General features: G+C 69.3%; 17 protein-coding genes and 1 pseudogene. 10 read left to right on the top strand and 8 right to left on the bottom strand.

Going from position 1 to position 18633, the window contains the following annotated elements; all coding sequences use genetic code 11:
* Positions 1–125: 125 nt before the first annotated feature.
* A complete protein-coding gene (locus OG906_RS33620; RefSeq protein ID WP_329447795.1) occupies positions 126–779 on the bottom strand; it encodes a CatB-related O-acetyltransferase in 654 nt (217 codons plus the stop codon).
* 96 nt (positions 780–875) lie between these two features.
* On the opposite strand from OG906_RS33620, the gene OG906_RS33615 reads away from it, so the two are divergent.
* Positions 876–1502 (top strand): TetR/AcrR family transcriptional regulator, encoded by a 627-nt coding sequence (locus tag OG906_RS33615; RefSeq protein ID WP_329447794.1) that lies wholly within the window; start codon positions 876–878, stop codon positions 1500–1502.
* A 604-nt stretch (positions 1503–2106) separates the two neighbouring features.
* The gene (locus OG906_RS33610) at positions 2107–3369 is read left to right on the top strand and encodes a PP2C family protein-serine/threonine phosphatase (protein ID WP_329448205.1); all 1263 of its coding nucleotides are present in this window, start codon (positions 2107–2109) and stop codon (positions 3367–3369) included.
* A 60-nt stretch (positions 3370–3429) separates the two neighbouring features.
* On the opposite strand, the gene OG906_RS33605 is transcribed toward OG906_RS33610, so the two are convergent.
* Both OG906_RS33605 and OG906_RS33600 read right to left on the bottom strand, forming a co-directional pair.
* On the bottom strand, positions 3430–3780 hold the full coding sequence (locus OG906_RS33605) for a MerR family transcriptional regulator (RefSeq protein WP_267802049.1): 351 nt from the start codon (positions 3778–3780) through the stop codon (positions 3430–3432).
* A 1034-nt stretch (positions 3781–4814) separates the two neighbouring features.
* Positions 4815–6038 (bottom strand): phospholipase D-like domain-containing protein, encoded by a 1224-nt coding sequence (locus OG906_RS33600; RefSeq protein ID WP_329447793.1) that lies wholly within the window; start codon positions 6036–6038, stop codon positions 4815–4817.
* A gap of 251 nt (positions 6039–6289) precedes the next feature.
* Here OG906_RS33600 and OG906_RS33595 point away from each other — a divergent pair, with 251 nt between their 5' ends.
* The 4 genes and pseudogenes from OG906_RS33595 to OG906_RS43690 all read left to right on the top strand — a co-directional run.
* Positions 6290–6643: a PadR family transcriptional regulator gene (locus OG906_RS33595; protein WP_329447792.1), complete on the top strand. Its 354-nt coding sequence runs from the start codon at positions 6290–6292 to the stop codon at positions 6641–6643.
* Positions 6640–7551, top strand: a complete 912-nt coding sequence (locus OG906_RS33590) for a hypothetical protein (protein ID WP_329447791.1) — start codon at positions 6640–6642, stop codon at positions 7549–7551. The genes OG906_RS33595 and OG906_RS33590 overlap by 4 nt, the downstream gene beginning before the upstream one ends.
* Before the next feature lie 212 nt (positions 7552–7763).
* Entirely contained in the window at positions 7764–8951 is a 1188-nt protein-coding gene (locus tag OG906_RS33585; RefSeq protein WP_329447790.1) for an acyltransferase family protein, read from the top strand.
* A gap of 33 nt (positions 8952–8984) precedes the next feature.
* Positions 8985–9113: pseudogene (locus OG906_RS43690) on the top strand (transposase); the annotation flags it as partial.
* A gap of 118 nt (positions 9114–9231) precedes the next feature.
* On the opposite strand, the gene OG906_RS33580 reads toward OG906_RS43690, so the two are convergent.
* Positions 9232–10371, bottom strand: coding sequence for a PucR family transcriptional regulator (locus OG906_RS33580; RefSeq protein ID WP_329447789.1), 1140 nt, complete (start codon positions 10369–10371; stop codon positions 9232–9234).
* Positions 10372–10458: 87 nt separating this feature from the next.
* Here OG906_RS33580 and OG906_RS33575 point away from each other — a divergent pair, with 87 nt between their 5' ends.
* A complete protein-coding gene (locus OG906_RS33575; protein WP_329447788.1) occupies positions 10459–11514 on the top strand; it encodes a ferredoxin reductase in 1056 nt (351 codons plus the stop codon).
* Between the two features lie 7 nt (positions 11515–11521).
* The gene (locus tag OG906_RS33570; RefSeq protein WP_329447787.1) at positions 11522–12640 is read left to right on the top strand and encodes a fatty acid desaturase family protein; all 1119 of its coding nucleotides are present in this window, start codon (positions 11522–11524) and stop codon (positions 12638–12640) included.
* A 321-nt stretch (positions 12641–12961) separates the two neighbouring features.
* On the opposite strand, the gene OG906_RS33565 is transcribed toward OG906_RS33570, so the two are convergent.
* The 3 genes from OG906_RS33565 to OG906_RS33555 all read right to left on the bottom strand — a co-directional run bounded on the left by OG906_RS33565 (position 12962) and on the right by OG906_RS33555 (position 14868).
* Positions 12962–13378: a hypothetical protein gene (locus tag OG906_RS33565; RefSeq protein ID WP_329447786.1), complete on the bottom strand. Its 417-nt coding sequence runs from the start codon at positions 13376–13378 to the stop codon at positions 12962–12964.
* Positions 13378–13659: a hypothetical protein gene (locus tag OG906_RS33560; RefSeq protein ID WP_329447785.1), complete on the bottom strand. Its 282-nt coding sequence runs from the start codon at positions 13657–13659 to the stop codon at positions 13378–13380. Before OG906_RS33560 ends, OG906_RS33565 begins: the two co-directional genes overlap by 1 nt.
* Before the next feature lie 237 nt (positions 13660–13896).
* On the bottom strand, positions 13897–14868 hold the full coding sequence (locus OG906_RS33555; RefSeq protein WP_329447784.1) for an alpha/beta fold hydrolase: 972 nt from the start codon (positions 14866–14868) through the stop codon (positions 13897–13899).
* A gap of 89 nt (positions 14869–14957) precedes the next feature.
* On the opposite strand from OG906_RS33555, the gene OG906_RS33550 reads away from it, so the two are divergent.
* The gene (locus tag OG906_RS33550) at positions 14958–15548 is read left to right on the top strand and encodes a TetR/AcrR family transcriptional regulator (RefSeq protein ID WP_329447783.1); all 591 of its coding nucleotides are present in this window, start codon (positions 14958–14960) and stop codon (positions 15546–15548) included.
* A 458-nt stretch (positions 15549–16006) separates the two neighbouring features.
* Here OG906_RS33550 and OG906_RS33545 read toward each other — a convergent pair whose 3' ends face one another.
* Positions 16007–16807: a rhomboid-like protein gene (locus OG906_RS33545; protein WP_329447782.1), complete on the bottom strand. Its 801-nt coding sequence runs from the start codon at positions 16805–16807 to the stop codon at positions 16007–16009.
* 673 nt (positions 16808–17480) lie between these two features.
* Between OG906_RS33545 and OG906_RS33540 the strand changes: the two genes are divergently transcribed.
* The gene (locus tag OG906_RS33540) at positions 17481–18605 is read left to right on the top strand and encodes a SagB/ThcOx family dehydrogenase (RefSeq protein ID WP_329447781.1); all 1125 of its coding nucleotides are present in this window, start codon (positions 17481–17483) and stop codon (positions 18603–18605) included.
* Positions 18606–18633: the final 28 nt, after the last annotated feature.

Raw genomic sequence — 18633 nt, 5'->3', positions numbered from 1 at the left:
CGAACAAGCGCGGCGGCGGTGCCCGGAGCCGGGCGGACGGTGGAGGCATGGCCGGGCGGGTACGCCGCAGTGCGTACATCGTTCCGGCGCGGGACGGGTGCGGGCAGTGTGGCGAGGACGCGGTGTCAGGGCTGTTCGATCCGGATGGCGGCCTCCTCCAGATCGGCGACGGTCCCCGACATGATCGTCCGTACATGCCGGGTGATGTGCTGCACGGGCCAGTCCCACCACGCCACGGCGAGGAGCCGGGCGATGTTCTCGGGGTCGTAGCGGGTACGGATGAGCCGGGCAGGGTTGCCGCCGGCGATGCCGTAGTCGGGGACGTCGCCCGTGACCACGGCGCCGGCGGCGATGATCGCGCCGTGACCGATGCGTACACCGGGCATGACCGTGGCGCCGTGGCCGAACCACACGTCGTTGCCGACGACCGTGTCGCCCCGGCCGGGCAGGTCGGTGATCAGGTCGAAGTGCTCCGCCCAGGAGCCCCCCATGGTGGGGAACGGGAAGGTGGACGGACCGTCCATGCGGTGGTTGGCGCCGTTCATGATGAACCGGGTGCCCGTCCCCAGCGCGCAGTACTTGCCGATGACAAGCCGCTCGGGACCGTAGTGGTACAGGACGTTGCGCGTCTCGAACGCGGTCGGGTCGTCCGGATCGTCGTAGTAGGTGAAGTCACCGACCTCAATCAGCGGCGACGTCACCAGCTGCGCGAGCAGAACCACGCGCGGGTGCTCGGGCATCGGGTGGAGCACGGTGGGGTCGGCGGGAACGGGCGCCATCGTGGAAGCGGTTCCTCTCCAGGACCTGGGCGACAACTGTCGCATTAGGATGCTGGCACAGCCCTGCCGCCTTGATCAACCGGATACTGATTGCCGATGACAGACCCACTGGACACGACGTCGGACCGCCGTCCGGGCGGTCGCACCGCCCGCATCCGCGCCCAGGTTCTCGATGCGGTGCGCGCCGAACTCGCTGAAGGCGGTCACGAAGGACTCACGATGGAGGGTGTCGCGACGCGGGCCGGAGTGCACCGTGCCACGGTCTACCGGCGTTGGCGCGATGTCGGCGGCCTGCTCGTCGACGTCATCGACGCCGCGGGCGAGAGGGACTGGCAGCCGCCGGACACCGGCTCGCTGCGCGGCGATCTGACGGCCCTCAACCAGGAGATCCAGGAATCCCTGGTCGTACAGCCGTCGTTCGCCATCGCCCTGATGGCCGCCTCGTTCCACTCAGAACAGGCCGCGCGGGCCCAGACGCAGTTGTGGACGGACCGGTACGCCCAGTGCGAGATCCTCGTCGAGCGTGCCATCGAGCGCGGTGAACTCCCCGCACAGCACACGGACGCGCGCAGCCTGCTGATCGCCGCCACGGCGCCGCTCTACCACCAGCGGGTGCTCCTGCGCGCCGACCCGGATCCGCAACTCCCGAAACGGGCAGCGGAGGCGGCAGTCCTGGCGGCTGCCGCGGGTGCCTTCTCCGTCCGTCGGGAAGAGAGCGTGTGATCGATGAGACAAGGAGCGAACGCAAGCGCAATCAAGAGCGCGACAGCGTCTTCCTGGAGGAACGGGAAGAGCACGGTGACGTGGGCTGGAACCCCGGCCTGGGCCGAGGGGTCGAGCCGTTCACGCCACGCGCTGACGGCCGGCTCGGCCTCCGGGATCCGGACGATGAGTCCCGTCTGGCCCGCCTGAAACGTACTGGTGCTGTCATCTGCCATGACGCCGCATGGTGTCACCTCTGTCGCGGACAGCACGGCTCCCTTTCCGCCGAACGATCACGACCGATCTCCGAAGCCGGTCGACGAGCGGGACGACCAAGGTGCTGCCGCTACTTCCCGTGAACATCCAGAGCGCCGGTGATCACTGAACGCCGCCGGAACCCACGAACAACCGGCAGGCCCCGGGGTCGTCGGGCAGGCTGTCACGCTTCGAAACGGGTGGCTTGTGATGAAATGTGACCTGTCCGGTGCAGGCGCGGATCGCCGCGGATCCGGGATGGAGCCCCCGGGCCGGCGTCGAGCAGTAAGGGGTTGCTGTGACCGCAGGAGAGCCGGACGACGGGCAGGCCTCCGATCTTCCCGTGGGCGGGATCCGGCGGGGTGAGGCGATGACCTTGGCGGGAACCTTGGAGGCGGCGGAAGCCGCGGCGCCCGTGGAATCGCTCGACGTGGTCGCGCGCATGCTCAAAGAGCACCTCGGAGCCGCTTCGGTGTCTTTCCTGATCACCGACTTCACCGGCCGTTCGGTCGTACGACTCGGCGCCGCGGGCAGCGTTGAGACCGGTGAGCCGGCCCGGCGCATCCCGCTGCGGGGCACCCTGTACGACGACGTGATCCGCAGCCAGCGGCCGAGGGTCGAGGACAGGGGCGGGAATCAGCCGGTGCGGGTCGTCGCCCCGGTGACCAACCGCGGGGACGCCCTCGGCCTCCTCGAACTGTTCCTCCCCGCGGCACCGGGTCCGCGGGTGATGCGGGAGATCGGCGAGACCGCGCACGCGTTGGCGTACATCGTCATCGCGAACCGGTCCCACACCGATGTGTACCAGTGGGGCCGCCGTACCGAGCCGCTGAGCCTGGCCGCGGAGATCCAGCACCGGCTGCTCCCCGCGTCGCTGGCGTGCGAGGCGGCACAGTTCGCGGTCGCGGGGGCGTTGGAACCCGCCGACCACGTGGGGGGCGACACCTTCGACTATGTGCTCGACCGGGACACGGTCCAGCTCTCCGTGACCGACGCCATGGGTCACGACGTCGACGCCGCACTGCTGGCCACCCTCATGGTCGGTGCCCTGCGGCGGGCACGGCGGGCGGGAGCCGACCTCGCGGAACAGGCCCACCAGGCCGACCAGGCCATGCACGATCACGGCCGCGCGGGCTACGTCACCGGCCAACTGCTGCGCATCAGCCTGCTCGACGGCCGGGCGGAGTTCGTCAACGCCGGGCACCCCTGGCCACTGCGCATGCGCGACGGGCGAGTACAGGAGATCGTTCCCAAGGTTGATCCGCCGTTCGGCCTCAGTCTCCAGGCCTCGCGGGACAACATCTACCGGGTGCAGTCGCTGGACCTGCGGCCGGGTGACCGGCTGGTGATGCTGACGGACGGCATGCTGGAGCGCAACGCCGAGAGCCTCGATCTGTCGGACCTGATCATTCGCACCCGCGCGCTGCATCCTCGTGAAGCCGCCCGCACCCTCATCGGGGCGATCGTCGATGCCGTCGATGGTCGTCTGGACGATGACGCGACCGTCATGTGCCTGGACTGGCACGGCGTCGGCAACTCCCGGCGTGACGCCGCCACCGGCGCAGACCTCACCGACGCCTCACGACCGTCCAAGGACGCGACGGCCCACTGCCGGGTCATTCCCCTGGGGTGAGGAACCGGGCCGTCAGGGCGCGGACCTGAGTCACCTGGCACCCGGCGGGCACGCCCCTCTTCAGTCCGCGGACGGCGGATCCGTCGCCGCGGCGGCGTTGCGGTATTCGGCGTTGAGGCGCTGCGCTTCTTCCAGCTGGTCTTCGAGGATGACGATGCGGCAGGCAGCCTCGATCGGGGTTCCCTGGTCGACGAGCTCCCGGGCGCGGGCCGCGATGCGCAGTTGGTAGCGGGAGTAGCGGCGGTGCCCACCCGCGGAGCGCAGCGGTGTGATGAGGCGGGCGTCGCCGATGGCGCGGAGGAAGCCTTGGGTGGTGCCGAGCATCTCGGCCGCCCGACCCATCGTGTAGGCGGGGTAGTCATCGTCGTCCAGGTGACCGCCCAGGGGGCCGGTCGGAGTCGCTGCTGTCATCGCACCTCTCTGTGGCACGCGTGGAGGGGCCCCGGCGCCTATGGCACCGGGGCCCCGAAGGAACTACTACACCATCTACCGGCCCTGTTACTGCGCCGGCCTTCTGTTTCCGCCAACCCGACCTGGATGCTGTCGGGGATGCGGGGATCGCGGTTGCTTGACCGGAGACCACCTCACTATCGATGTCCTGCGGTACCCGGACCCTGTCACCGCGTCCGGGCGATCCTGATGGCGCTTCACTCCTCCGTTCATCCCTCGGATGATCAACTACTTACCTGCGGGAACTGCTGATACTGCGAACTGCTGTACTGCTCCACTCGGTACTGCTCGTGGCCTGATCCAGCGCCACGCTCCGGCAGCCAGCCCCGTCGCCCATCCTGCGTCTGCCCTGGCTTGGAACCCCACTGCCGAACTTCCCGATGCGCGCGCCCGCAGCCGACGCCTTCACCGAGGTACCACTTCACTGACTTCACTGCCGAGTCCTGCTGGTACTTCACCACCGCGTCAACAGCGGTACTGCTGGTGGCGGCCCCTGATCACTGCGAGCCACCCGGTCCGGTCGCCAGCCTCGTCGCCATCCTGCAACCGCTCCGGCTTCGAAACTCCACCACCGCACCGTCCACAACATTGCAACTACGGGTACTGCGAGTACTTCTGCCTGCCAGTTCGTCTCTGCCAGGCCTTGCGGTCTCTCTGGTTACGAGAGAAACCATAACCACATCACCACCCGATGTCTACTCCCGCTGGGATAGATTTCCGCGTACTTGGTGCGAGAGCTATTCGATTCCCAGCAGGGTTGATGGCCCTCGGGGCGGGGCACGAACGGCTGGGCGGCCAAGGCTGGACACGACAACAGGGACCCGGGGTGGAGCCCCCGAGCCCGGCGCTGCGGCCTCTCACTCGGCGCGGCCACCCGACCGTCCACCGGCGCCATGCCACGCTGCGGCCTGTCTGCGGCAGCCCCCGCCGCCACGGCCACTACTCGTACGAGTTCTCGCCTTGCGGCCCGCGCGCGAACGAGTGCGCCGGCTCGATCACAAGAAGCGGCGAATGGGCTGCACTGCCAGTTCCCGGGCCCGCTGAAGGACAGGGCGCTTCTTCCAGCGGCCCTCTCGGATCAGCTCGCTCGCCGCGATGTCCTCATCGAAGTGTCCGTCGAGTATCCCGGTGAATCGCTCGTCCAGTACGGCGAGCATGACCTCTTCGTCATGATCGAGGGAGCGGCGATTGAAGTTGGTCGATCCGACCAGTGCGGCGACTCGGTCGACGGTGATGACCTTGGCGTGCATCATCGTCGGCTGGTACTGGTAGATCTTCACCCCGCAGGAGACGAGGTCCTCGTAGTGGTGCTGGCCGGCGAGCTGGCAGACCCGCTTGTCGGTGTGGGGACCCGGGAGCAGGATCTCGACCTCGACCCCCCGCCCGGCCGTCGCGCACAGCAGCTCGATGAAGTACTCGTCCGGTGAGAAGTAGGCGGTCGCGAGGCGGAAGCGTTCCTCGGCGGACTCCAGCATGACGCGCACCAACGTCTGCATGTCCTGCCAGCCGAAGCTGGCCGAGCCGCGCACCACCTGCACGATGGCGTCGCCTTGGTGCCGGTGGTCGACGAATCGATCACGATCGTCGAAGAGCTCGTCGTGGCACTCGGCCCAGTTCTGCGCGAACGCGGCGGCGATCCCGTCGACGGCGGGTCCTCGGACCTCGACGTGCGTGTCGCGCCATTCACGCTCGTTGCGCGCGTTGCCGCACCACTCCTCGGCGATCCCGACCCCGCCGGTGAACGCGGTCTCCTCGTCGACGACGAGGACCTTGCGGTGGCAGCGGTGGTTCTGCTTGAGCGGGGAGAGGTAGAGCGGCTTGCGGAACCAGGCCACCGTCACTCCGGCCTCCTCCATGGAGTCCAGCAGTTCCCGCTCGATCAGGCGGCTCCCGAAACCGTCGAGCAACAGCCGCACCCGCACTCCGGCACGGGCCCGCTCGGCAAGGGCCCGGGCGAAGTCACGGGCGATCTCGCCCTTCCAGTACACGAACGTCATCATGTCCACCGTGTGCCGAGCACCGCGGATGCCGGCCAGCATCGCGGCGAAGATCTCGTCCCCGTTGCGCAGCGGGGTGAGGGCGTTGCCTTCGGTCGCCGCGATCCCTATCAGGCGCTCCAAACGCCGCCGAAGCCTGGCCACCCGGGCGTCGGCGGTCTGCACTCCCGGAGACCGAGAAGGCTTTGGGACCGACTCGGCGGGATCTTGGGTCAGGGTCATCGGGGCTCCCAGGCTGAAGGAGTAGAACAAGCATGGCAGGCACCGTGTGCCCGGTCCGGCGCTCCCTGAACAGCCGGGCGACCCCGCATGCACCCAGGAGCATCCGGGTCCGACCCACCGACAGGCGGGCGGTCCCCGCCGGCAGCACAACCGGCATACCGGGCCCCCGGCGCCATACGTCGGCCACCGGCATAAGCCGTCACATGAAACCCACTCACGTCATATGCCGGTGAATGACATATGGTGGTCGCATGACTGACCGTGCCATGCAAGAGCCGACCCTGCTTCTCCTCACCGCGCTCGCGGATGAGCCGCGCCACGGCTACGCGATCGCGCGCGAGGTGGAGACGATCTCGAACGGCCGGGTGAAGATGCGGACCGGGACGCTGTACGGCGCGCTGGAGCGCCTGCTCCAGCAGGGGCTGATCGAGGTCCACAGCGAGGAGGTCGTCGACAGCCGACTGCGGCGCACCTACACCCTGACCACCTCCGGCCGCGCGACCCTGGCCGCCGAAGCCCAGCGGATCGCGGCCACCGCCCGCGAGGCCACCCGGCGCCTGAGCGTCACCGGCCAGGGCACCACCGGCAAGGTGGCCACCGGGTGAACCCCGTACTCCTGCGCCTGTACCCGGCCGGCTTCCGCCGCGCGTTCGGCACGGAGATGGCCGAGGCCTATCGGGAGGCGGTCGAGGGCGCGGGCCCGCGCGCCCGGCTCCGCGAGGCCGCCGACGTCGTCGCCCATGCGCTTCGGCTCCGCCTCGGCCTTGGTTCCGCGTATCCCGGCGGCCGGCTCTTCGCCGCTGCCGCCCCCTTCGCGCTGGCCGCGACCGCCTCGTACGCGGCCTTCAACCTGATCGGCAACGCCGCCGACTGGTACGTCATGCGCACCGCGGCGAACGTCGTCGGCGACCCGGCCGCGCTCACGACCCTGATGAACGGCAGCTACCTGCTGACCCTCATCGGCGCGGTGCTCGCGCTCGCCGGCCGGTACGTCCCCGGCGTACTGGCCGCGATCGCCGGGACCGCGCTCACCGCGGTGACCTTCCTCTTCCCGGTCTGGCGCATGGCGCCGGAACTGTACTTCGCGGTCTACGGCTTCCTCTTCGCACCGGTCTTGGTCGCCGCCCTCCCCCTGGCCTGTCCGCCGGACCTGCGCCCCGCGCGCCGGCTGCGGAGCACGGTGGGGGTGGTCGCTCTGGTGGGGTGGGCCGTGCTGCTGGTGGCCGTCATGGTCGTGGTCGATCCGCTCGGCCTCGGCCTCGTCGTGCCCTGGCGGCTGGGCGTCCCGCTCGCCGCGGCGCTGGTCCTGGCCGGCCGTCCGGCCTTTGCCGGGATCCGCACCCCGGCCCGACTCGCCTTGGCCGCCGTGCCCTTGCTCGTCATCCTGTACTTCTCCGGCTGGGTGAGCACCGAGAAGGTCCTCACGGCCGCCGGCGCCGTGGCGGTGACCATGGTGGCCCTGCGCATCCACGACAGACGCGGAAACAGCTCCGACACCGCCAACCCGGCCTGACGCGGAACATCCCCGACCTGGCCGGCCCGGCCTGACGCGGAGTCGGCTCCGACCCCGCCAACCCGTTGCGGTCGCGGCTCGCGCCTTCCCGAGCCCTCGTGTCCCCGCCCGCCGGCCCGCACGAGCCCGGTGGCCGGCCGCGGCATGCCCTCATTCCTCCTTCCTTCACCGGCGGCCCTGCTGTACTCGGCCGCCCTGCCACAGGAGACTCCATGTCCGACTCCGCACTCCGCGAAGCCGCCCGCACTCTCGTCCGGCCCGCCCGGGCCCCGGAAGCGCACCCTTCGGGTGCGCCGGCCCAGGCCGGGCGGTTGGCGGCGATCGATGCGCTGCGGCTGCTCGCGGCGGTCGCGGTGGCGGCCTACCACTACGTCGGCACCCCGACCCCCCGCTTCTGGGGCGAGCGGTACGACCTGCCGCAGGCGGCACCCCTGCTGCACGCGGTCAGCGGCTACGGCTGGCTCGGCGTCGAGGCGTTCTTCCTGATCAGCGGCTTCGTCATCTGCATGAGCTGCTGGGGCCGCGCACCCGCGCAGTTCGCCGTCTCCCGCATCGCCCGGCTCTTCCCCCTGTACTGGGCGGTGGTCCTGCTCGTCGTCGTGATGGGCACCGTCACCGTGTTGCTCGGACAGCGCTCGGGAGCACCCACCGACCTGCGCACCACCCTCGGCAACCTGACGATGATCCCGGGCCCGTTGGGCGTGGACTTCACCGCGGGCGTCGCCTGGACCCTGTGGGTGGAGGCCCGCTTCTACCTGCTCATGGGCGCCCTCCTGCTGTTCGGCCTGACCTACCGGCGCGTGGTGGCTTTCGGGCTCCTCTGGCTGGTGCTCGCGTCCATCGGCCGCGAGCTGCACTCCCCCGTCCTCGACGAGTTGCTGCTGAGTCAGTACGCCGGGCTGTTCGTGGCCGGCATCGCCTGTTACCTGATGCACCGCTTCGGCCCCAACCTGCTGCTGTGGCTGCTGACCGGCTTCGCCTGGTGCTACACGCTGACCGTCCTCGACGACCGGGTCGCCAGCCACCCCACCTCCAACTGGGGGGCCTGCGCGGCCGTGCTCACGGGCTTCCTCGTGCTCCTCGCCCTGGCTTCCCTCAGTCGGCTGCGCCACCTGAAATGGCGCAGCCTCGTCTACGCGGGCGCACTGACCTACCCCTTCTACCTGGTCCACCAGAGCATCGGCATACCCGTCGCCCGCGGCGTCCTCAAGGCCGCCCCGGCCCTCGGGCTGCTCCCCTCCGTCGCCGCCGGACTCCTCTTCTCCCTGCTGCTGGCCGCCGTACTGAACAGCCAGGTCGACCGCAGGCTCGGCCCGCTGCTGCGACGCCGCCTCACCGCGGCCCTCGACCCGGGCCCACGGCCCATGCCGCTTCCTTCGGATCATCGGGTCGTTGGTTGAGGTGTGTCGTTGACTGCTGCCCAGTGAGCGAGGATCGAGCCGTTACTGCCGGACCGGACCCCGAAGCGGGCTGGCCGGTGGCGGGATCACCGGCAGGTGATCGACGCGCTCGCATTCAAGCACCACACCGGGACACCGTGGATGGGTCTGCCCGAGCACTTCGGTTCGCGAAGGCCCCCCAACCGGCCGCGGAAGTGGCAGCCGACGGCACCTGGGCAAAGGCCTTCACCACCCACCTCGCGCAAGCCGACGAAGGCGACCTGGACTGCCGACGTACCCGTCAGCCGGCCCGGAGACCGACCGCCAGCGTCAGTTCGAGGACCCGGTGTGGCGATGCGAGATCCGGAAAGAGGCCCCGCAGCTGCGACATCCGGTATCGGACCGTCTGGGGATGGACGAACAACGCCGCTGCCACCTCGTCCCGCCTGCCCTGGTGCAGCAGCCACGCCCGCAACGTCTCCTCCAGCCGCCGTGCCGTCGCGACAGGCAAGGTCCGCAACGGTGCGAGGGCTCGGGCACGCAGGTCTGCGAACGCGTCCGCGTCGGCGCTCAGCACCAGCTCGGGCAGGTGGTCCTCGGTGTCGCGAATATCGGAGGAGAGGGAGCGCGCGCGTAGGGCTCGTGCGTACGAGGCGGAAGCACGCGTCCATGGCCGGGCCGGGCCGACCACGGCGTTGCGGTCGGTCAGCTGCCGCAAGAGATGTGATCGGTCGGCATCGGGGACGAACAGCACACCGGTGCCGTCCGGCAGGTCGTCGAGGACGAGGGTGCTCGGGTCGAGCGCGCGGTAGGCAGGCCGGGCCTGGGCGGTGGGCAGCAGGACCGCGGTCAGCGAAACCGGCGGCTGCCACCCCGCACGTTGAACAGAGGCCAGCAGCACGTCCGGGCTCGCGCCGGCGAGGAGATCGCGGGCCAGGTGTTCCAGGTGGAGCTCGTGGGCCCTGCCCCGGGCGGCCAGTTCGTCGGCGTGGCCCGCGGCGCTCGCGGCAGAGAGCTCGTCGATGTAGGCGAAGGTCAGCTCGGCGAACTTGGCGACGTCGGCGGCGGGCAGACCTACCGGTACGGCTCCCGCTGCCAGGCATCGCCAGGCCACGCGGGCGCCGACGCGGTAGGCGCTGAGCAGGGCGTCCATCGAACGGCCGTCGCGCACCTCGCCGCGGCCCAGCTCGTAGGCTGCGTCACCGGCGTCGCCGCCTGTGGCGTTCCCGCTCGCGAGGTCCAGGTAGTGCCCGAGGGCGGTACGGACGGCTCGGCGGATGGTGGCGCCCATGCGGCCCGAAAGGGCGTTGGCGTAGGGAGGGACCTCGTCGATGATCGCCTGGACGACCTCGTCGGCGGTGGTCTTCAGCGCGGCCCGAAGTGCGGTGACCGTCGTCTCATCCAGGGCCAGTTCGCCGGCCCTTCGGATTGCATGGCTCACGGTTTTGTTCCCTGCGAACAATCTAGCTGATCAGATTTACGTCCTGCGGTCAGGACTTTACGCCTTGCGGCGCAGCAAGCTGGAGTCATGACGAGTGCAGCCCTCCGCAGCAGGGCGTGGAAACTGCTGGAGATGGTCACGACGCCGCTGCTGCCGTCGGACTATCTCGACCTGGTCAGCCCGCTGCGTGCGGGCGCTGACCTGCGTGGGCGCATCGAGGCCGTGCACCCCGAGACGGCTGACGCCGCGACGATCGTGATCAGGCCGGGACGGGGCTGGCGCGGCCACACAGCCGGTCAGTACGTGCGGCTCGGGGTCGACGTCGACGGGGTGCGCCTGTGGCGTGCCTACTCCATCACCTCACCGACAAACCGCCAGGACGGCCGCGTCACGATCACCGTGAAGGCGATCCCGGACGGCAGGGTCAGCAACCACCTGGTCCGCAGGGCGAAACCGGGCACGCTGGTCCAGCTCGACCAGCCGACCGGTGACTTCGTGCTGCCGCAGGCCAAGCCCGCCAAGGTGCTCTACCTGACGGCCGGCAGCGGCATCACGCCCGTGATGGGCATGCTCCGCGACATCGAGTTCGACGACGTCGTCATGGTCCACTGCGCACCACAGCCGCAAGACGTGATCTTCCGCAAGGAACTGCACGACCTGGTCGCGGACAAGAAGCTGCGGCTCACCGAGGTGCACACCGACACGGACGGCATGCTCGACATCGCCCGTCTCGACGAACTCGTGCCCGACTGGGCCGAGCGCGAGACCTGGGCCTGCGGGCCTGCGGGCCTGCTCGACGCCGCCGAAGAGCACTGGAGCGAGCACGGCGTACGAGAGCGCCTGCATACCGAACGCTTCCGCCCTGGCATCGTCGTCGCCGGCGACGGCGGCGAGGTCACGTTCAGCGCCACCGGCAAGACCGTCGACGCGGACGGCACCACGCCGTTGCTGGACATCGGCGAGGAGGCCGGCGTGCTCATGCCCTCCGGGTGTCGCATGGGCATCTGCTTCGGCTGCGTCACGCCGCTCAAGGCGGGCGCCGTCCGCGACCTGCGCACCGGCGAGATCACCGAGGCCGAGCCGGGCGTCCTCATCCAGACCTGCGTGTCCGCCGCGGCGGGCCCCTGCGACATCGAACGGTAGGAGCACCTTGACCGCCATTGACCCCACCGCCCACCTGACCGCGGAGCAGATCGAGGAGCTCGGCCGCGAGCTGGACGCGATCCGCGACGAGGTGATCGCCGACCGCGGCGAGAAGGACGCGGCCTACATCCGTAAGGTCATCTCGGCGCAGCGCAAGCTCGAACTGGTCAGCAGGGGCGTGCTGCTGTTCTCGATCTTCCCGCCCGCGTGGCTGCTCGGCACCGCCGGCCTGTCCGTGGCGAAGATCATGGACAACATGGAGATCGGTCACAACATCCTGCACGGCCAGTGGGACTGGATGCGAGACCCCAAGATCCACTCCACCACCTGGGAGTGGGACCACGTCTCACCGTCCGAGCAGTGGAAGCACTCGCACAACGAGCTGCACCACACGTACACCAACGTGATCGGCAAGGACAACGACCTCGGCTACGGCATCATGCGCGTCGACGAGGACCAGAAGTGGCACCCGTTCCACCTCGGCCAGCCGCTGTGGAACTTCATCAACGCCTGCTTCTTCGAGTACGGCATCGCAGCGTACGACCTGGAGCTCGCCAAGAACCTGCACAAGCGCCGCCGCAAGAACCCGGAGTTCCGCGCGCGAGCCAAGGCCGTGGGCCGCAAGATCCGCAAGCAGGTGCTCAAGGACTACGTGATCCACCCGCTGCTGTCGGGCCCGTCGTTCCTCACCACGCTCGCCGCCACGTTCACCGCGAACCTGGTCCGCAACATCTGGACCCACTCGGTGATCATGTGCGGGCACTTCCCCGAGGGCGTACAGGTCTTCGAGCGCCGGTCGATCAACGGCGAGACACGCGGCCAGTGGTACCTGCGCCAGATGATGGGCTCGGCGAACATCAGCGGCAGCAGGGCCATGCACTTCATGACCGGCAACCTGTCGCACCAGATCGAGCACCACCTGTTCCCGGACCTGCCGAGCAACCGGTACGCCGAGGTCGCGGTGAAGGTGCGCGCGCTGTTCGAGAAGTACGAGCTGGAGTACGTCACCGGGCCGCTCCCCAAGCAGGTGTTCTCCGCGTGGCACAAGGTCTTCCGACTCTCGCTGCCGAACAAGAAGCCCAAGGTCAAAACGCCGGACCGCGAGCAGGAGCTCGTCGCGGTCTGATTCCCGGTATGGGTTCAGATCTTTCGGCCGTACCGGCGGCACCGCCGGTACGGTCTGCCGCGGTGGAACAACTCTGCGCCTGCCGACCGGGGGTGGCTAGGTCGTCTCTTCCGGAGCTTGCCGGGGCCGCGGCGGCCGTAGGGGAAGGCTGGGGCAGCGGCCCAGGCCGAGCCTGGGCCGCAGGAAGGTTGTGGCTGGAGGACCCGTCTGTTCTCACCCGATTGGGCGCGGAGTACCTGCCGCGATCCGGCGTCCTCAGGGCAGGCGGGCGCCGTCGTCGCGTTCCGGCAGGTGGAGCGCAGACGAGTGCCGGAGCAGGCCTTACCGGTGCCCGTACAGGTGAAGGGGCATCGTCAGTTCGATCTCCTTGCCGTCGTTCATCGCGCGGTGGACCATCTGGATGGCCAGGCGCGTCATGGTCGCGGACGGGGTCGGCAGCCCGCCCGCGCGTGAGCCGGTGAAGAAGCCGTGCACGGCGGTCGGCACGACGGCGTCCCACGTGGAGCGGGCCAGGTCGAAGGCGTCGGCGTCCGCGTCCCCGATCATGTGGCGCACCAGCGCGGTCGCCGGAGGCACGGTGATCTCCTTGGGGCCGGCCAGGGAGGAGAAGTACTCGATCGTCGCCTTCACGTACTTCGCGGACTGTGGCGTCACCCGCGCGTGGAGGGTGTCGACGGCCGCCGCGCGCTTTCGGGCCGCTGCCAGGGTCGGGGGCATGCCGTCCGCGGTGATCCCCATCAGGTAGCCGCCGACCCGGCACTCGTGGAAGTCCTGCTCCGCTTCCTCTGCGCGTGCGCCATGCCGAAACGGTGACCGGCGGCCAGCGCCTTCGGGTCCGCCCAGGCCGGCAGTTGACGGGTCGTCTCCAGGAAGTCGCGCAGCTTGGCGGGCAGACCGTCGCGGATGGCCTGGCCATTGGTCTTCCATCCCTTGAGCGCTTCGTTGACAGCGGCGCCCTGCCCTCGCTCGAAGGCCTCGGTCACGGCCTCGTCGCACTCGGGGTCCGCGATGCGCTTCAAGAGTCTTGGACCCGCACAGGCAAGGGCTCTTGGGGCGGTGGCTCGCGCGGTCCATGCCGGCTGAAGGCGGGCCGGGCTGACGGGAGACAGCCCGCCCGGCTGTCGACTGCGTCGGACCCTGGTCCAGCGTCGGCCTCGCGAGGAGCCTTCGCCGAGCCCCTCCGTCGATCGCCGCACCGGTCGACACAAGGCAGCCACGCCGGTGATGGCGACCGAACACATTCGATCCCGCCGACGTCACCGGCCTGACCAGCTCGTAGCGAACTCCTCGACACGCTCGTGATCGATGAACGCGGTCAACGCGTCCACGGTTGCGTCCGGCTGCTCGTCGGGAATGAAGTGTCCGGCTTGTGGGATGACGACGCCGGTCACGTTCTCTGCCCACGGACTGACGGAGGCGGCCATGTCGGGGATCGAGCCATGGGAGCTGGAGATGCCCAGGATCGGGACGGTCAAGTTCCCCCGTTCGAGAGCGTCATGATTCTTACGCGCTGATTCCGCGGCGTCGCGGTAGTAGGCGAGAGACGCTGAAAGCCCTCCCTCGGCCGCGATGGAGGCGGCGTAATGGTCGATCTCGGCGCCGTCGAAGGTGGTCGGGGCCAGAGCTTTGACCTTCAGGAACCAGCCGACGTAGTCACGCTCGCGGCCGGTGAGCAGAGTCTCGGGCAGTTCGGGCACCAAGTGGAAGGCGAAGTGCCAGGTCTTCCAGGCCCGGTCGGGGTCCGTCGGAACGGAGTCCGGGAGGGTGATTCCCGGAATGCCGGCGTCAAGCAGAGCAACACCGTGCAGGCGCTCTTCGTACTTCAGGGCCAGCGAGAAGGCAACCCAGGCCCCGATGTCGTGGGCGACGAGCCAGTACTTCGGCACGTTGAGCGCGGTCAGCGCGGCCTGGACACGCGAAGCGACGGTGTGGGTGTCGTAGCCCCCTTCAGGGCGGTCGGAGTGGCCCTGCCCTGGCAGGTCGATCGCGATCACGTGGAATCGCTCGGCAAGACCTGGCATCACCCTTCGCCAAGCCCACCAGGTCTGCGGGAATCCGGCGAGCAGGACGACGGTGGGACCGGCCGGTCGGCCGCCTTCCACGGCATGAAGTCGGATTCCTTCGGCGTCGACCCAGCGGTGAGTGAAACCCGCAAGGTCGTACAGCGGCAACCCGGGGACCGGGTTCTGGTCGCAGGAGGGGTTCGGGGCCATGGCGTCGTCGGGCATGCTTCAAACGTACCGCATCTTGAACTGATCAGTTCAAGATAGGATGGGTAGGGCCACAGCGGCTGGTACAAGAACGAGGTGCATGCGTGATGGCCGGGAAGAAACAGTTCGACGTGGACCTCGCGCTCGATGCGGCGATGGTCCAGTTCTGGCGGGCCGGATACGCCGGCACGTCTCTCGACGACCTCTCCAGGACGACCGGATTGAACCGCAGTTCCCTCTACTCCTCGTTCGGCGACAAAGACTCGCTCTACCTGCGCTGCCTGGACCGCTACGCCGCACGGTACGGAAACAGGTACGACCAAGCGCTTTCCTGTGCGTCCGAGGAACCGCTCCGGGCGGTACGGGCGTTCTTCGAGGTCACCCTGCAGCGCATCGCCGACCCTGACGTGCCTGATGGATGCCTGATCGCCCGGACCGCGATGGCGGCACCGACGCTCAGCCCCATCATCGCCGCCCGCGCGATCGAAGCTCTGGACTTTCAGCACGCGCGGCTGCGGACCGCCTTGAACGCAGCGCAGTTGGCCGAAGGCGATGCCGACGGCTTCGCGGTTCACATGACGGCGGTCAACCAGTCGCTGGCCGTGATGAGCAAGACCAGGGCGAGCCAGAAGCAGCTCCGCACGGTCATCGACATCAGCATGAGTGCGCTCTCGCACGCCTTGCACGCCCGGAGCTGACCTCGCCGTTTCGCCTGGTGTACGGCGGCTGTTGCGGCGGAACCGTGAAAGTACCTTTCTGGCTTGGGACGATGGACTCCGCCCTCACCCGCGCCACAACGAACCCGCACCCGACCAACCAAGACCCCACCCCCTCCGAGGAGGAAGCGCCAGAGGCTGTGCTTGACGGCCGGCGTACGACCACCCATCGGCCCGTCGGTGAAGCGGGTAACGAGCGGTTCGTCCGTGTAAGCCGCGGCCATCGCCCCAGCCGTCCTCGCACCGTTCGGCGGTGGGTGGTCCGATCTCGTGGAACGGTAAGTCGCCCGCCGTCGTCCAGTCGACGGTGTGCCGGGTTCCGGGTCAGCCGCAGGAGCACTCCGCCTGCAACACATCCTCCGTAGGCCCGCTCGCCGGGCTTCCGGCGGGAGATGCATGGATGCGGCGTCTCCCGCCGACTCCTGCCCCGTCACTGGCGATCAGGACACGCTGGGAGGTGTCTGCGATGCGGCTGCCGTTCCCGGCGCCATCGGTTCCGCGGCGGTGGTCCGGTGAGGTACTCCGTCGGCAGTGACCGAGGGGAACCTGGTGGCGCGGACCCGTGGCCGTCTGAAGCTGGGGACGGCCGTCAGTGCGAAACCGAGAGCCGCCGCCATGAGATGGCCGATGGTGGTGAAGTCCGGCAGCGGTCCGCTCCAATCGGCGCCGCCGAGAGGCCAGGCGAGGACGAACAGGGCCCAGGGCAGGCGGGCGCGGCGGGGCAGGGCGAGCGTGCCGATCGCCAGCACCGTCTGGGCGCCGTAGCTGACCCCATAGTCCAGGGCGTGACGTACGTCCACGGGATACCAGCCCTCACGGACCGCGACGGCGATGACCGCAGCGGTGAGCAGGGTAGCCGCGACATGCCCGCCGAGGAACACGGCTGCGGAGCGCAGCTTCCCCCATCGGCGCTCCGCTACGGCCAGGAAGCAGCAGACACCGAGGCCCAGGGTGATGAAGGTGCCCGCGAATTCGGTCGAGGCGACATCCGTGAGCGTGCCGTCGAAGAACAGCGCGCTGCCGAGCAGTGCGGACAGCAAATGATCCTGCAGGTTGTCCAGGTTGGTGCTGACGTGGCCCAGCACGGCGGCCGCGCGGTCGGCGGACAGTCCGTGGCCGATCCAGACGTGGACGGCCAGGAGCAGGCAGACGTAGACGAGGGTGAGCGGTGCGCGGCGCGGGTACTCTCGCGCGGCGCTCAGAAGTCTGCCCGCAGGGCCCGGCGGTGACGGAGAGTTCATACTGCGGCATTCTCCAGGTCGAGCCGAGCGCAGGGAGCGGCGGGTGGCGCCTGACTGTCCGGCCGGGGCGCGCCACCGGCCGCCGCCTGGAAGGGAGTTCCGCGTCGACCGCCGTCGTGCTCCGGTGCCGTGGCCGGGTTGGAGGTCGGGTCAGGGGAGGCCGGCTGAAGGCCACTGCGGCGTTGCCCTGCCCGCGGCCAGGGACGAGGCCCTCGCGGTACTCCTCGTCGACACCACCCACCCCATGTCCAAGCCCCCTACGAGACGTGGCAGTACCGCAAGGTGGGCGAACGCCGGCCCTTCGCCGATTCACTGCTGCAAGCGGTCGTGCTCCGCGCCGCGCGCGACCGAAGCGACGACGACCGCCATCGGAGGCTTACCCCGCGGACGACAGTTTTTGGACAATTGCCGTGCATGACAAGGCTGTTGGGTCATTGTCTCGTTGCCTGAGAAGTGACGGGCGCGTTTAAGCTGTGCACGAACAGAAAGTCGAAGGAGGTGTCATCGTGCGCAAGATCGATATCAAGCCTGTGCCCGTCAAGCGGGAAGAGCGCCGCACCAGCAACTTCATCTATAAGTAGGCCATGGGACGGGGCCGGCGCGGCATCTGCCGGTACCGGCCCCTGCCTCCTGGGCGGATCAGGGGTCAGTCCTGGAAGTGCGAGGAGTGGACGTGCGGCTGCGGCGGCTGAAGAACGTGACGTGCTACTGGCACCGAGGGGACTTCGTCGCCCATGCCTACCGGGGTCACTCGCCGGTGGCTCTGCATCCCTCGACCGCTGAGATTCTCAGCGCCTTCGACACCTGGACGACCCCCGCCCAAGCAGCCGAAGTTCTGGACCATCTGCATCCCGAGACCGTGGTGCAAGCCGCCGCAACACTCCTCGAACACGGTTTGCTGGCCGAGGAAGGCAGCCCGGAGGCCGAAGAGGACGAGCGTCTGGCGGATGCCTGGGGACCCTGGGCACCGGAAGCATCCTTCTTCCACTACGCCACGCGCGACGTCCCCTTCGAGACAGCCACCCCCGAGCTGCGTCAGCACCTCACCCGCGAGGGGCGTCCGGCGCTGTTCTCCGAGTACCCCGAGGCCGACCGCATCCTGCTGCCCCGTACACCCGACCCTCGGCTGTCCGCACCGCTGGAGCAAACCCTCTACCGCAGGCGCACGCACCGCTCCTTCAGCGCCCAGCCGGTGAGCCTGCACGATCTCTCGGTACTGCTCCGTACCGTCTTCGGCCCCGCCGAGTTCATCGACGGCTTCGAGTACGGGGCCCTCATCCGGCGCACCAGCCCCTCCGGCGGCGCCCGGCAAGAACTCGACGCCTATCTCGCCGCCCCCAACGTCACCGGCGTCCCCGCCGGCCTGTACCACTACAACGCCCGCGAACACAGCCTGGAACTGCTGCGCGAAGGCTTCACCCACACCGAAGCCGGCGCGCTGTGCGCGCACCAGGAAGGCATCGACCAAGCGGCCTTCATCGTCTTCGTGGTCGCCGCATGGGAACGCATGCGCGCCAAGTACCGACACCCCCGCGCCTACCGGGTCAGCCACCTGAACGCCGGACACCTCGGGCAGACCTTCGCCCTGACCGCCACCGCCCTGGGCCTGGGCCCCTTCCAGACCGCCGCCTTCGACGACACCGCCGTCGAAGGCCACTTCGGGCTCGACAGCGCCACCCACAACACCCTCTACGCCCTCGCCGCCGGACACCCGACCCCCGACACCACGACCGACACCGCCGGCCTGAACGCCTTCCGCCACACGACCCTGCGGCCACGGACAACCGGGACGGCCTGACACCTCACCCATCGGACACGGCCCGGCA

Origin of the sequence: Streptomyces sp. NBC_01426 (assembly GCF_036231985.1) — a bacterium.
Taxonomy (GTDB): Bacteria; Actinomycetota; Actinomycetes; order Streptomycetales; family Streptomycetaceae; genus Streptomyces.
Note: the sequence above shows the minus strand (reverse complement) of the source record. Positions and strands in the feature narration are given on the sequence as shown.

What these genes read in the sequence shown, in the direction of transcription:
- OG906_RS33620 (WP_329447795.1), bottom strand. Translation starts at nt 779, where the DNA reads ATGGCGCCCGTTCCCGCCGACCCCACCGTGCTCCACCCGATGCCCGAG.
- OG906_RS33615 (WP_329447794.1), top strand. Translation starts at nt 876, where the DNA reads ATGACAGACCCACTGGACACGACGTCGGACCGCCGTCCGGGCGGTCGC.
- OG906_RS33610 (WP_329448205.1), top strand. Translation starts at nt 2,107, where the DNA reads ATGACCTTGGCGGGAACCTTGGAGGCGGCGGAAGCCGCGGCGCCCGTG.
- OG906_RS33605 (WP_267802049.1), bottom strand. Translation starts at nt 3,780, where the DNA reads ATGACAGCAGCGACTCCGACCGGCCCCCTGGGCGGTCACCTGGACGAC.
- OG906_RS33600 (WP_329447793.1), bottom strand. Translation starts at nt 6,038, where the DNA reads ATGACCCTGACCCAAGATCCCGCCGAGTCGGTCCCAAAGCCTTCTCGG.
- OG906_RS33595 (WP_329447792.1), top strand. Translation starts at nt 6,290, where the DNA reads ATGACTGACCGTGCCATGCAAGAGCCGACCCTGCTTCTCCTCACCGCG.
- OG906_RS33585 (WP_329447790.1), top strand. Translation starts at nt 7,764, where the DNA reads ATGTCCGACTCCGCACTCCGCGAAGCCGCCCGCACTCTCGTCCGGCCC.
- OG906_RS33575 (WP_329447788.1), top strand. Translation starts at nt 10,459, where the DNA reads ATGACGAGTGCAGCCCTCCGCAGCAGGGCGTGGAAACTGCTGGAGATG.
- OG906_RS33565 (WP_329447786.1), bottom strand. Translation starts at nt 13,378, where the DNA reads ATGGGGATCACCGCGGACGGCATGCCCCCGACCCTGGCAGCGGCCCGA.
- OG906_RS33555 (WP_329447784.1), bottom strand. Translation starts at nt 14,868, where the DNA reads ATGCCCGACGACGCCATGGCCCCGAACCCCTCCTGCGACCAGAACCCG.
- OG906_RS33550 (WP_329447783.1), top strand. Translation starts at nt 14,958, where the DNA reads ATGGCCGGGAAGAAACAGTTCGACGTGGACCTCGCGCTCGATGCGGCG.
- OG906_RS33545 (WP_329447782.1), bottom strand. Translation starts at nt 16,807, where the DNA reads ATGAACTCTCCGTCACCGCCGGGCCCTGCGGGCAGACTTCTGAGCGCC.